Genomic DNA, 13,326 nt, shown 5'->3' with positions numbered 1-13,326 from the left:
GCGCGCCGGGGAGGTTCACAGGCCGTTGCTGAACAGCAGGCGGTTGACCGTGCCGCCGGTGGTGCCGCCGCTGACGATGTTCGGCGTGGCGCTGGAGTTCAGCCAGTTGTGCACGGTGGCCGACGGCTGGTCGCCGAACCGCTGCTTGTAGAGCGCGGCCACGCCCGCCACGTGCGGCGTCGCCATCGACGTGCCGCTCATCGAGCCCGAGCCGCCGGTGCGGACGGTCGAGATGATCGAGCTGCCCGGCGCGTAGAGGTCGACGCACGCGCCCGTGCTGGAGAACGACGACCGGGCGTCGGTGTTCGTGGAGGAGGCCACCACGCTGGCCGTCTCGACCTTGCGCGGCAGGCGGTCGCACGAGTTGCCGCCGGTGTTGCCCGCCGAGGTGGCCAGGAAGACGCCCGCGGCGATCATGTTGCGGATCGCGGTCTCCAGGCTGGCCGACGCGGTGAAGTTCCACGACGTGTTGGCCACGGCCGGCTTGGTGTGGTTGGCGGTGACCCAGTTGATCGCGTTGAGCGCGGCCGTGGTGGTGGCGCCGCCGGAGCAGTTCATCATCTTCACGCCGTGCAGCCGCACGCCCTTGGCGATGCCGTAGGTGTTCGAGCCGATCGTGCCGGCGACGTGCGTGCCGTGCCCGTGGCAGTCGGTGTTGTTGGTGTCGATGCCGTTGTAGTCGAACGTGGCCCGGCCGCCGTAGTCGGCGTGGCCCGGCGTGATGCCGGTGTCGATGATGTACGCGTGCACGCCCGCACCGGTGTAGTTGTAGGTGAAGCTGTTCGACAGCGGCAGGTTGCGCTGGTCGGTCCGGTCGATGCCCCACGACGGCGGGTTGGCCTGGGTGGCGTCGAGCGCGTCGGTGACCAGCACGTCCTGCTCGATCGTGGTGACCGCCGGGTCGCGGCTGAGCTTGCGCAGCTGCGCCGGGGTGAGCTTGGCGGCGAAGCCGTGGAACGCCGCGTCCCAGACGTGGGTCGGCGTGACGCCGGCGGTGGCGGCGACGCTCGCGCCGCTGCGGGCCGTGGCGTCGAGCGTGACGATGTAGGAGTCCTTGATCGGGTGGACGGTCGCGGACGCCGTCGCGGTGATGATGTCGGCCTGGTGCAGGGGTTCGGCCGAGGCGGTGGTGGCGGTGAGGCCGACGGCGGTGGTCGCGACGGCCAGGACGGTGAGTGTTCGACGGAAAGGACGCACGGGTTGGCTCCTTCGGGTGAACCCGAACGAGTGCGCCCCGCCGCAGGGTTGACGGGGCAAGCGGTCACTCGAACGAGGTCCAGACCAGCAGCCTGACCAGCGGTTATGCCATGGTCAACGGTGGTCGGCCGAACGGCCGCCTGCCCCGTCACGCTCGGTGGACATAACGGACAACTGGTAACGGTCCGTTCGCTCGCTCGGCCGCTTGCCCGACGCCGACCGGGCCAGTGCCAGCCGGGTCAGCGCGACGCCGGCCAGGACCACCGCCATGCCCGCGACGACCCGCGGTGTCAACGGCTCGTCCAGCACCAGCGCGCCCAGGGCGACGGAGACGACCGGCAGCAGGTAGCCGACCGTGGCGGCGCTGGTCGGCCCCTCGTCCTCGATGATCCGGTAGTTGAGGATGAACGTGAAGCCGGTGCCGAAGACGCCGAGCACCACCACCGCGACGATCGCGGTGGCGTTGAGCGTGGCCGGGGCGCGGTCGAACGGGAGCATCAGGGTGCTCAGGCCGGTGGCGGCGGCGAGTTGGGCGGCCGACACCGCGACCGGACCGCCCTTGCCGACCAGCTTGCGCCCCATGTAGGCGAACGCGACGGCGTAGCTCGCGGCCGCGCCGAGGAGTGCGAGCGCGCCGAAGCCGGACACGCCCTGCTGCTGCCACGGGGCGAAGATCAGCGTGACACCGGCGAAACCGACGACCAGGCCGAGCACGCGGACCGGCGTGACCGGGCCGTCCGTGCCCAGCGCGAAGCCGATGAGGAGCGAGAACAGCGGGGTGGTCGCGTTGAGGACGCCCGCGACGCCGGAGCCCACGGTCTGCTGGCCGACCGCGAACAGCAGGAACGGCAGCGCGTTGCAGAAGAACGCCGCGACCGCCAGGTGACCCCACAACCGGCGGGGCAGCCGCTGGCGGTGCACGCGGGCCAGCACGAGCAGCGTGACGGCACCCAACGCGCAGCGGACCACCGTGATCTGCACCGGAGACAGTCCGGTCAGCGCCAGTTCGATCCACAGGAACACCGAACCCCACAACAGGGCCAGCGCCCCCATCCGCAGCACACCGCGTCCGGTCATGGGACCACCGTCGCCCATACCGGAGTTCAAGAAAAGTGAAACCTCATGACGCCGCGTTAAGCACAACTACAAGATTGATCCTGAATGCAGAACTCGGAGGTCCTGAACGTTCGACACGCGGGCGCGCCGAACGGAGGACTCGCGCGTGTCCTGCGTTCGGAACGCGAGAGTCCTACGTTCAGGTACCCCGAGTCGAACGCTCAGCGCGTGTGCACGAACAGCGAGTCGACGCCGTGGACGATCGACGCGGTGCGGAACGCGGGTTGCCGCTCGTCGGCCAGCCGGAGGTTCGGGAACCGGCGCAGCAGGGCCGGGTACGCGGCGCGCAGCTCCAGCCGCGCCAGCTCCGCGCCCACGCACCGGTGCGCGCCGTAGCCGAACGCCAGGTGCTGCGACGCCGGACGTCCCGCGTCGAAGTCGGACGCCTCCTCGCGGTTGGCCGCCGACAGCGACACCACGACCACGTCACCCTCCTCGATCCGCTGCTCACCGACCGTCAACGGGTGCCGGGCGAACCGCGGGAACGCCACCTGCACGACGCTCAGGTGCCGCAGCAGCTCCTCCACCAACGGCGCGACCGCCGCGTCGTCGTCACGCATCGACGCACGCGCGGCGTCGTCCCTCAGCAGCACGATCGCGCCCAACGCGAGCATCGACGCCGTCGTGTCGAACCCACCGGTCAGCACACCGTCCGCCAGCCCGGCCAGTTCCACGTCGCTCACGTCGTCACCGTGCTGCCGGATGATCGACCCGATCAGGCCGTCACCCGGCGACCGGCGCTCGCGGCGCACGATCTCCTCCATGTAGGACAGCGACTCAGAGATCGCGCCCAACGCCTGCCCCGCACCGCCGAACAGGTCGAACCGCGCCGCCGCCAGCTCCTGGAACCGGTCACGGTCCTCGTAGGGCACGCCCAGCAGCTCGCAGATCGTCAGCGACGGGATCGGCAGCGCGAACTCCTGGACCAGGTCGACGGGCCCGTCCGCGGCCTGCATGGCGTCCAGCCGCTCGGTGACGATCGCGTCGATGCGCGGCACCAGCCGCGACAGCCGGCGCATGGTGAACTCCGGCGTGAGCAGCTTGCGCAGCCGGGTGTGGTCGGGCGGGTCGGCGAAGCCGAGGCCGCCGGGCGACTGCTCCAGCCGACCGACCGCCGCGCCGAGCCGGGCGTAGTCGTTGCTGAACGCGCCTGTGTCGGAAAGCACCTTCTTCGCTTCGTCCTGACCTGTGACCAACCACACCCGCAAGCCGAACGGCACCGGGATCCGGTGCACCGCGCCGGTATCCCGCATCCGCTCCAACTCGGCGACCGGTACCACCCCGTCCCGCTTCAACGGGACCAGCGCACGGTCCGGGAGCAGCGAAAACGCCCGCGAACCGATCTTGCCCAACACCCACCGCGTCGCCGAACGCCGTGCGACCCACGCCACCAAGCCGTCGCGCACGGACGCCAGAGTCGTCATCGAACACCCCTCTTCCCCAGATCGAATCGACCGACGGTAACCGTACGTAGGGGTGAGCAGCATCGCGCCAGAGGTGGATTGACACGCCAAGGTCGGTGACAGACGATCGGCAATCGCGCGTGACACGGGGGAAGCCGGTCGAAATCCGGCGCTGACCCGCAACGGTAGGTCCCACCCGGGACGAGCCCGAACACCCGGCACGCGTGCCACGCTCCTGACACCGTCGAGGTCAACGGGTCGGAGCCCGGGGGATGTCGGTCACGGCTGTCCGGGGTCCGCTCGCGCCTCGCGCCCCGGAAAGGCCGAACATGCCGTTGAGACGGACCGCCGCCGTCCTCGCCGCCGCCGCTGTCACCGCGCTCGCGCTGGTCCCGCCGAGCCAGGCGCAGGCGGTGCCGACGACGGACGCGGGCGCCGCCGCCGCGGGCTGGCTCGCCCGGCAGCTCGTCGACGGCGACCACTTCGAGAACGTCCTCGACGGCGTCGCCTACCCCGACCAGGGCCTCACGCTGGACGCGCTGTTCGCGTTCACCGCGGCCGGCGTGGCGGCGGACCGCGCGGACCGGGCCACCGCCTGGCTCGCCGAGCCCGCGATCATCGACAACTACCTGCACTTCGGCGACCCGGCCGAGTCGTTCGCGGGCGCGCACGCCAAGCTGGCCCTGGCGGTCCAGGTGCGCGGGCTGGACCCGACGAGCTTCGGCGGCACCGACCTGATCGCCGGCCTCACCGCGCTGCGGGCGCCGTCCGGCCGGTTCCAGGACAAGTCCAAGTACGGCGACTACTCCAACGGCTTCACCCAGGCGTTCGCGGTGCTCGCGCTGGACCGCTGGGACGGCGCGCCGAAGGCCGCCGTCGACTACCTCGTCGGCACCCAGTGCCCGAACGGCGGTTTCCCGCTCGTCCTGGAGGCGACGCCGTGCGTGTCCCACGTGGACGCCACCGCGATGGCCGTGCAGGCGCTGCTGGCGGTCGACCGGACGGCGGTGGCGGACAAGGCGCTCGACTGGCTGTCCGGCGACGGCGTGCAGCAGCCCGGTGGCGGGTTCCGCGACGAGGGCCAGGCCGGTGAGGGCAACGCCAACAGCACCGGTCTCGCCGCGCAGGCGTTGCGCGCGGGCGGCCGCACCGCCGCTGCCGACAAGGCGACCGCGTTCCTCAGGTCGTTGCAGGTCGGCTGCACGGCCGTCGAGGCGGACCGGGGCGCGATCGCGTTCGACAAGACCGCGTTCACGCGGGCCACGTCGTTGCGGGCGAGCGCGCAGGGCGTCCTCGGCCTGGTCGGCGTGAACTTCGCGGACCTGACCGCCGAAGGCGACCAGGCGGACGTGCCCGTGCTCGACTGCCCGGTCACCACCACTACGCCGACGTCCTCCACTTCGGACATCACCACTACCACCACCACCGCCACCACGTCGACGGACGCGACCACCACCTCCACCACCACGGACGCCACGACGACGAACGCGGTGGTGGCCGTGGCGAGCAACCGCGGCACCCTCGCCCGCACGGGCGCCGCGGTCGGCCCGGCGCTGTGGATCGGCGCGTTGCTGCTGGTGGGCGGTGTGCTCGCGGTCCTGTTGTCGCGCAAGCGCCACGCGGACGCAGGCAAGTGACGAGCTGGTGGCGACGAGCGCTGACGGCGTCGGCCGTCGTCGGGCTCGCGATGACGAACACCCCCCTGACCGCCCGGGCGGCCGACTGCGCGGGCGTCACGGTGGTCGTGGACTTCCGCTCCCTCGGCGGCGGCGTGCAGACCGGCTGCGCCCCGGGTGATCCGTCGTCGGGAACGGCCGCGCTGGCCGCCGCCGGCTTCGGCTACACGTTCGCCTCCCGGCAACCCGGCTTCGTGTGCCGGATCAACGGCAAGCCGAGCGGCGATCCGTGCGTCACCACGTCCCCCGCCACCGCCCACTGGGCTTACTGGCACGGCCGGCCCGGCGGATCGTGGACCTACAGCAGCGCCGGCGCGGGCTCGTACGACCCGGCGCCGGGCAGCGTGGAGGGCTGGTCGTTCGGTGCGGGTGAGCAGCCGGGGATCGCCCCACCGGCGCCCGCCCCGAAGCCGGTCCAACCCGCCCCGCCACCACCCGCCCCGGCCCAGCCCGCGCCCAACCCGGCACAACCCGCGCCGGATCCGGGCCAACCCGCGGCACAGCCCGGACAACCGGCTCCCGCTCCGGCGACGGTCACGTCCACGTCGACCTCGACAGCGGAAACCACGACCACCCCGCCCACCTCGGCGGAAACGGTGGCCGGCAGCACGACCTCCGGCCCGACCACGACCGCGGCTCAGCCTTCCACCGCGGCCGAGCCGCCCGCCGACTCCGGTGGCACGGTCGGCTTGGTCATCGGGATAGTGGTGATCGCCGCACTGGCCGGTCTCGGCGGGTGGACCGCGCGAAGGCGCGCCAAGGCGGCGGAGTGAGGCTTCACCCCGGCGCGTGGTGGGTGTGGGCGTTGTGCCTGGCCGCCATCGCGAGCCGCACCACCAACCCGGTGCTGCTGGCGCTGGTGATCGCGGTCGCCGGGTACGTGGCCGTGTCGTGCCGCGAGGACACCCCGTGGGCCAGTGCCTACGGGGTGTTCCTCAAGTTCGCGCTGGTGGTGCTGGCCATCCGGGTGGTGCTGCACGTGCTGCTCGGTGGCGTGACCGGGCCGACGGTGCTCGTGACGTTGCCCGAGGTCCCGTTGCCGGAGTGGACGAAGGGCATCCGGCTGGGTGGCCCGGTCAGCGCCGAAGGGCTCGCTTTCGCCGTGTACCAGGGGCTTCAGCTGGCGACGTTGCTGTGTTGCGTGGGCGCCGCGAACGCGTTGGCCAACGCCAAGCGGCTGCTGCGATCGCTGCCGGCGGCGTTGTACGAGGTGAGCGTGGCGGTCGTGGTGGCGTTGACGGTCGCACCGCAGCTCGTGGCCAGCGCCCGGTCCGTACGGCGGGCTCGGGCACTGCGCGGTGACGTGGTGCGTGGCGTGAAGGCGATGCGCGTGCTGATGGTGCCGGTGCTGGAGGACGCGTTCGAGCGGTCACTGGTGCTGGCCGCCGCGATGGACTCGCGCGGCTACGGCCGGACGGCGGGGCTGCCCCGGCGGACCCGCCTCCTGACCGGCGTCCTGGTCCTGGGCGGGTTGACGGGTCTGGCGGTCGGCGCGTACGGGCTGCTGGGTGGCGGCACGCCCGCCGCGCCGATGCTGCTGGTGGGCTCGGTGTCGGCGATCGGGGGCCTGTGGACCGGCTCACGGCGGGTGCGGCGCAGCCGGTACCGACCGGACCGCTGGGGGCCGCACGAGCTGCTGGTCATCGGGTCCGGGCTGGTCGCGGCACTGGCGACGTTCCTCGCGCCGGACGGCCTCGGCGGCGCCGCGTTGACCCCGTCGACCGTGCCGCTGACCGTGCCCGGACTGCCGCTGCTGCCCGCCATCGGCCTGCTGTGCGCGCTCGCACCCGTCGTCATCGCCAGGAACAGGGTGAACACGTGATCCGGTTCGAGAACGTCTCCGTCACCTACCGCGACGCCGCCGCACCGGCGCTGTCCGCGGTGGACCTGCACGTGCCGGAAGGCGAGCTGTGCCTGGTGGTCGGGCGCACGGGGTCGGGCAAGTCGACGTTGCTGCGCGCGGTCAACGGCCTGGTACCGCACTTCACCGGCGGCACGCTCACCGGTCGCGTGCTGGTCGCCGGACGTGACACCCGCACCCACCCACCGCGTGAGCTGGCGGACGTCGTGGGCCTGGTGGGACAGGACCCGCAGGCCGGATTCGTCACGGATTCCGTCGAGGAGGAACTGGCCTACTCGATGGAATCGCTGGCGCTGCCGAACCCCGTGATGCGCAAGCGGGTCGAGGAGACGTTGGACCTGCTCGGCCTGGCCGAACTCCGACACCGGCCGCTGGCCACGTTGTCCGGCGGGCAGCAGCAACGCGTCGCGGTCGGCGCGGCCCTCACCGCCCATCCCAAGGTGCTGGTGCTGGACGAGCCGACCTCCGCCCTGGACCCCGGTGCGGCCGAGGACGTGCTCGCCGCGCTGCACCGCCTGGTGCACGACCTGGGCATGACGGTGCTGATCGCCGAACACCGCCTGGAACGGGTCGCGCAGTACGCGGACCGCGTCGTGTGGCTGCCCGGTGGCGGCCTGCCGCCGGTCACCGGCGAGCCGGGCCCGGTGCTGGCGGACGCGCCGGTCGCGCCTCCCGTCGTGCGGCTCGGCCAACTGGCCGGCTGGCAACCGGTGCCGGTGTCCATCCGGGACGCGCGGCGGCTGGCCGGTCCGCTGCGCGACCGCCTCGCCGAACCACCGGTGGCGTCACCGTCGCCGTCCGGGGAGCTGATCCGCACCGACGACCTGCGGGTCCGGTACTCCACCGTGGACGCTGTGCGCGGCGTGTCGCTGAACGTCGGCGCCGGCGAGCGGGTGGCCGTGATGGGCCGCAACGGATCGGGCAAGTCCAGTCTGCTGTGGGCCGTGCAGGGCACCGGCAAGCGGTCCGGCGGTGACGTCGCGGTGGACGGCGTCGACCCGGCGACCCTCAAGCCCGGTCCGCGGCGCGCGGCCATCGGTCTGGTCCCGCAGCAACCCGGCGACCTGCTGTACCTGCACACCGTCAGCGGCGAGTGCGCGCAGGCCGACCGCGAGTCGGGCAAGCCGCCTGGCACGTGCCGCGAGTTCCTCGACCGGCTCGCGCCGGGCATCCCGGACGACCGGCACCCGCGCGACCTGTCGGAAGGCCAACGGCTCGCGCTGGTGCTGGCCGTCGCCCTCACGCCATCACCGCGGGCCGTGCTGCTGGACGAGCCGACGCGGGGCCTCGACTACCCGGCCAAGACCCGCCTGGCCGCCGCGTTGCGCGACCTCGCCGGCCGAGGCCACGCGATCGTGCTCGCCACGCACGACGTGGAGTTCGTCGCCGAGTACGCGACCCGCGTCGTCGTGCTGGCCGAGGGCGAGGTGGTGGCGGACGGCCCGACCGCCGAGGTGGTGACCGCGTCCCCGGTGTTCTCACCGCAGGTGGCCAAGGTGCTCGCCCCACAACCCTGGCTGACCGTGGCCGACGTCCGCGCGGCCCTGGCCGCGTCATGAGCGAACCGGTCCGGATCCGCCCGCGCGCCACCCTCGCCCTGGCCATCGCCGCCGCGATCAGCGTCGTCGCCTTCGGCTGGCCGTTGCTGGTCTCCTCCGACGCCGCGCTCGCGCAGGGCGCCACCGCGCCGTGGACGTTCGCCCTCCTGCTCCCCCTCGTCCTGGCCGTCGTCCTCGCCGAGATCAGCGACCGCGGCCTGGACGCGAAGGCCGTGGCGATGCTGGGCGTGCTGTCCGCGCTGGGTGCCGCGATCCGACCCCTCGGCGCGGGCACCGCGGGCATCGAGACGGTGTTCTTCCTGCTCGTCCTCGGCGGGCGAGTCTTCGGGCCCGGGTTCGGGTTCGTCCTCGGCAACACCATGCTGTTCGCGTCCGCCTTGCTCACCGGCGGTGTCGGGCCCTGGCTGCCGTACCAGATGCTCGGCGCGGCGTGGGTGGCGTTGGGCGCGGGGCTGCTGCCGCCGTTGCGCGGCAAGGCCGAACTCGCGCTCCTCGCCGCCTACAGCGCCGTCGCGTCCCTGGTCTACGGGCTGCTGCTCAACCTCTCGTTCTGGCCGTTCGCGTTGAGCGCGGGCAGCACCTCGCTGTCCTTCCAGCCGGGCGCGCCGATCCTGGACAACCTGGTGCGCGTGGTGGCGTTCAGCCTGGCCACCTCGCTCGGCTGGGACGTCGGCCGGGCCGTCACGACCACGATCCTGGTGCTGGTGACCGGCCCGGTCCTGCTGCGCACGCTGCGCCGGGCCGCGCGCCGGGCGTCGTTCGGCGACCCGGCGTTCAGCGGGGCAGCCGCGCCGCCACCTCCGCCAGCGCGTCCAACACCTCCGGCGTGACGTACCCGGTGGCGACCTCCGCCTCGGCGACGGTGACCGTCGTCCGGTCGCATTCCGAGCCGTAGTTCGCGCCGCTGAACGCGACCTCGGCCAACCCGACCTGAGCCGTGCCGAGCGCCTTCACGTCACCGGTGCCGGGCGCGTCCACCAGGTCCTGGAACTCCCGCGCGTCACCGCGCGAGGCCAACGCCACCCAGGCCACCGCGATCACCGCCGAGTTGCCCGCGTCGTCCCCCACGGTGAACAGCACCCGGTCCACCGACGTGCACTCGTGCTGCCGGAGGAACTCCCGCACCCGGCCGAACGACGCGTCCGCGCACGGAGCACGCTGCACGTCCGTCCGCTTCAGCTCGCGCAGCCCCATCCGCTGCCACGCGCCCTCGGCGTCACCTCTCCGGGCGAGATCACCGCCCTGAACCGCACGCTCCTCGACGCTCGACCCCGGGCCACCGCCACCGCCCGAACCGCCGCCCGCGCTGAGGCCGACCGCTCCCCCGTACCCCACCGCGCTGAGCGCGATCAGCCCGGCCAACAGCACCGAACCGCTCCGCCCACCCCCTCCGGCGACCGGTCGCACCCGACCGCGGTCGTCGGCGTAGAAACCTCTGGGCACCGCGACCTCCTCCCCCTGAGGGAAGGTTTAGCAATCCACGCGCCTCGAAACCCGAATTTCGCGGAGAACCGCTCGAAGAGCGCAAACCAAACGGTCGGTTCACTGACCGTGCGTAACCCGCCACACCACGTAGTCCCCCGGTCGATCACGCGTCACGGCGCCACGGGCGGCACCGACCTCCGCTTCGCCGCCAGCAACAGCGCGAGCCCCAGCACCGACATCACCAGACCCATGCCGTACGCCGTGCGGTACCCGAAGTGCTGCGCGAGGCCCACCAACGGGCCGGTCAGCATCGCGCTGGTCTTGTACGTGTTCGTGAACAGCGTGCTGGCATACCCGGGCCGGTCGGGTGCGAGGTCCTGGAAGTAGGAGATGCCGACACCCATCACCGCCGAGATGACCACGGCGTGCAGCACCTGCGCGGCCATCACCTGCCAGGTCGCCTGGGTGAGCAGCATGATCGTGTAGTACGCCAGCGCGACCACGCCACCCGACAGCACGAGCACCCGGTGGTTGAACCGCAGCGCCAACGCGCCGAAGCCCAGCATCAGCGGGATCTCCAGCGCCGCGCACAGCCCCAGCACGAGGCCCGCGTCCCGGGTCGTGCCTCCCAGGCTCTCCGTCACGAACAACGGCATCGCCGTCACACCGACCGTCGTCGCGCCCTGCAACAACACGAACGCCAGCGCCGCCAGCACCATCTCCCGCCGCAGCCCGGCTCGCGGCGCCACCTCGTGCGTCGGCGCGGCGGACGGTCCCAGCTCGGGCAGCCAGGCCAGCGCCACGAGCACGGCCACCACGTAGATGGCCGCGCTCACGCCGAACAGCCAGGTGAACCCGCCGCCCCCGATCAGCAGCGCGCCCAGCGGCGGCCCGCCCACCCAGGCGATCGACATGGTCATCCGCAGGCCGCTCATCGCCAGCGGTGCCTTCGCCGAGCCGCTGCGTTCCAGCAGCTGCCGCGCGTAGGCGTACATCTGCGGGATCTGCGAGGACGAGACCGCCCAGAACGTGACCGCGACCACCAGCAGCAGCCAGTACTCGCGCAGCACGGAGAACAGCACCCAACCCACCGCACCCGACACCCCGGCCACCACCAGCAGCGTGCGACGGATCGCGCGTGCGTCGGACAACCGCCCGACCAGCGTGCTCACCAGCATCGACGCCAGGGCGCTGACCAGGAGGAACGCGCCGACCGCGATCGGCCCGGCCTGGACCTCCTTGATCAGGAACAGCGACAGGAACGGGCCCGCCAACGCGTATCCGACACCGGTCAGCAAGCTCATCGACACGAGCGGCACGAAGGAGTGGGACCGGGTCGGGGCAGGGGTTTTGTTCAGGACGGGCACACCGGCGATCCTCGCCGCCCACCGGGGCGACGAGGAAGCCGATTTCCAGCATCCGGACCTGTGGGAGCGCTCACACCAAGCCTCGCACCGGGTCTCACGCCGTGGCGCGCGCCACCAGCACCGCCATGTCCAGCGGCAGCTCACGGATGTCCTGCAACGCGAACCCGTTGGCCGCCAACAGCCGCCGGTGCTCCTCGGTGGTCCGCTCGCCGCCCTGCACGGTGTTGACCATCATGTGCACGTTGAACGCCAACGGCAGCACCGTGCGCGGGTCGTCCCGGATCGGGCGCTCGATCACGGCCAGCGTCGCGCCCTCGGCCATCGCCGCACGGACGTTGCGCAGGATCACCGAGCAGCGCTCGTCGTCCCAGTCGTGCATGATCCGCGACAACAGGTACAGGTCGGCACCCGCGGGAACCGGGTCGTGGAAGAAGTCGCCCGCGACCACCGACGCCCGCGCGCCGTGGCCCGCGAGCGCCTCGGCCGCCGCGCCGACCACGTGCGGCCGGTCGAACAGCACACCACGCAGCCCGGGCCCGGCCGTCAGCACCAGGTCGAGCAGCCGCCCGTCGCTGCCGCCCACGTCGACCACCGTGCCGGTGGCCGGCAGGTCCAGCAGGCCGGGCACCAGCTCCAGGAACGTCGTGCCCGCCGCCATCGCGCCTTCGAACAGCCGCGCGTCGGCCGGGTTCGCGGCGAAGTGCTCGAACGGCTGCGCGCCGTACACGTGGACGAACGCGCTCTCACCGGTGCGCAGGGTGTGCTCCAGCCCGCTGAACGACCGGTAGAACAGCCCTCCGTAGATCCGCGCCAGGTCCCGCTGCGACCCGGCCACGTCGGTGCGCAGCATCGCGCCGACCGCGGTCAGCGACCACCGCTCGCCGTCACGCCGGAACACGCCGAGCGCGGCCAGGTAGGCGAGCACGCGCCGCAGCTTGTCCGCGTGCGAACCGGTGCGCTCGGCCAGCTCGGCGGTGTCGAGCGGGCCGCCGGCGAGCAGGTCGGCCAGCCCCAGCTCGGCCGCCGCCGCCACGGCGCGGGTGCGCCACGCGCCGGTCATCAGGTCGAGCATCGTGCGCCGCACCCGGTCGGGCCGCCCGACGTGGCGTGCCAGCGGCTCGGTGCGGTGACCGGGCGCCCGCAACGTCAACCGCCCCCGACCCGCACCGCGGAAGTGCAGCACCGTCACGTGCTCGTCGTAACCGCCGCCGTCAGCCGTGAGGCCCGCGTCCAGCAACGTCGCGCACACCCCGCGCAGCAGCACGTCGTCCTCGCCCGTGACGTCGAACGCCACGGACGACTCGGCCTCGCGTTCGGCCTCGGACCACATCGTCCCGGGCACCGCGAGCAGCTCCACCTCGCGCGACCCACCGGAGACGACGCCGCGCACGCTCCACACGTCGCGCCCCTGACCGGCCCGTTCGCGGAGCCGGTCCCCCGGCACCGCGCTCGGTCGCGGCTCCCCCGCCCGCACGCCCAGGTCGGCGAGCACCCCGATCAGGTCCGCCGGCTGTGCCACGGCGACGAGCACCGCGGCGCCCGCGAACTCCAGGTGGCGTAGGACAGGCGCGGGCGGCTCGCCGGCCACCACGGCGGCCAGCGCGTCACCGGCACTCCGGTCCCGCGCGAAGGCCACGGTTTCCGCCAACCGGCGGAGGTCTCTCTCCCCCAGCGCGCCGGGCGCGCCGCTGACCGTCACGGACATTGCTGATCCTCCCCAGA

11 protein-coding genes and 1 riboswitch are annotated in these 13,326 nt (G+C 72.8%); of the genes, 5 read left to right on the top strand and 6 right to left on the bottom strand.

What is annotated here, in order from left to right; translation table 11 throughout:
• Positions 1 to 15: 15 nt before the first annotated feature.
• The 3 genes from B0I31_RS06905 to B0I31_RS06895 form a co-directional block, all read right to left on the bottom strand.
• A complete protein-coding gene (locus tag B0I31_RS06905) occupies positions 16 to 1,197 on the bottom strand; it encodes a S8 family peptidase (protein WP_106614448.1) in 1,182 nt (393 codons plus the stop codon).
• A 114-nt stretch (positions 1,198 to 1,311) separates the two neighbouring features.
• Positions 1,312 to 2,274: a DMT family transporter gene (locus tag B0I31_RS06900; RefSeq protein WP_245949727.1), complete on the bottom strand. Its 963-nt coding sequence runs from the start codon at positions 2,272 to 2,274 to the stop codon at positions 1,312 to 1,314.
• A gap of 200 nt (positions 2,275 to 2,474) precedes the next feature.
• Complete coding sequence (locus B0I31_RS06895; protein ID WP_106614447.1) at positions 2,475 to 3,737, bottom strand: cytochrome P450; 1,263 nt, start codon at positions 3,735 to 3,737, stop codon at positions 2,475 to 2,477.
• Between the two features lie 127 nt (positions 3,738 to 3,864).
• Positions 3,865 to 3,933: riboswitch (cobalamin riboswitch) on the top strand.
• A gap of 112 nt (positions 3,934 to 4,045) precedes the next feature.
• Here B0I31_RS06895 and B0I31_RS06890 point away from each other — a divergent pair.
• Genes B0I31_RS06890 through B0I31_RS06870 form a run of 5 tightly spaced genes read left to right on the top strand, consistent with a single transcriptional unit; the run spans position 4,046 to position 9,642 of the window.
• A complete protein-coding gene (locus B0I31_RS06890; protein ID WP_219910618.1) occupies positions 4,046 to 5,353 on the top strand; it encodes a prenyltransferase/squalene oxidase repeat-containing protein in 1,308 nt (435 codons plus the stop codon).
• Positions 5,354 to 5,403: 50 nt separating this feature from the next.
• Positions 5,404 to 6,165 carry a hypothetical protein gene (locus B0I31_RS06885; protein ID WP_146173770.1) on the top strand — a complete coding sequence of 254 codons (762 nt, stop codon included), beginning with the start codon at positions 5,404 to 5,406 and terminating at the stop codon, positions 6,163 to 6,165.
• Entirely contained in the window at positions 6,162 to 7,214 is a 1,053-nt protein-coding gene (locus tag B0I31_RS06880; protein ID WP_106614717.1) for a CbiQ family ECF transporter T component, read from the top strand. The genes B0I31_RS06885 and B0I31_RS06880 overlap by 4 nt, the downstream gene beginning before the upstream one ends.
• Complete coding sequence (locus B0I31_RS06875; RefSeq protein ID WP_106614445.1) at positions 7,211 to 8,812, top strand: ABC transporter ATP-binding protein; 1,602 nt, start codon at positions 7,211 to 7,213, stop codon at positions 8,810 to 8,812. The genes B0I31_RS06880 and B0I31_RS06875 overlap by 4 nt, the downstream gene beginning before the upstream one ends.
• Entirely contained in the window at positions 8,809 to 9,642 is an 834-nt protein-coding gene (locus tag B0I31_RS06870) for an ECF transporter S component (protein ID WP_106614444.1), read from the top strand. The genes B0I31_RS06875 and B0I31_RS06870 overlap by 4 nt, the downstream gene beginning before the upstream one ends.
• On the opposite strand, the gene B0I31_RS06865 is transcribed toward B0I31_RS06870, so the two are convergent.
• The 3 genes from B0I31_RS06865 to B0I31_RS06855 all read right to left on the bottom strand — a co-directional run bounded on the left by B0I31_RS06865 (position 9,587) and on the right by B0I31_RS06855 (position 13,309).
• The gene (locus B0I31_RS06865) at positions 9,587 to 10,255 is read right to left on the bottom strand and encodes a hypothetical protein (protein ID WP_106614443.1); all 669 of its coding nucleotides are present in this window, start codon (positions 10,253 to 10,255) and stop codon (positions 9,587 to 9,589) included. The two genes, B0I31_RS06870 and B0I31_RS06865, sit on opposite strands and share 56 nt — an antisense overlap.
• 152 nt (positions 10,256 to 10,407) lie before the next feature.
• A complete protein-coding gene (locus B0I31_RS06860) occupies positions 10,408 to 11,541 on the bottom strand; it encodes a sugar efflux transporter (RefSeq protein ID WP_106614716.1) in 1,134 nt (377 codons plus the stop codon).
• Positions 11,542 to 11,698: 157 nt separating this feature from the next.
• Complete coding sequence (locus tag B0I31_RS06855) at positions 11,699 to 13,309, bottom strand: methyltransferase (RefSeq protein WP_106614442.1); 1,611 nt, start codon at positions 13,307 to 13,309, stop codon at positions 11,699 to 11,701.
• Positions 13,310 to 13,326 lie beyond the last annotated feature (17 nt).

The organism is Saccharothrix carnea (genome assembly GCF_003014735.1).
In the GTDB taxonomy this organism is placed as follows: domain Bacteria; phylum Actinomycetota; class Actinomycetes; order Mycobacteriales; family Pseudonocardiaceae; genus Actinosynnema; species Actinosynnema carneum.
This window is presented reverse-complemented; position numbering and strand designations above follow the sequence as displayed.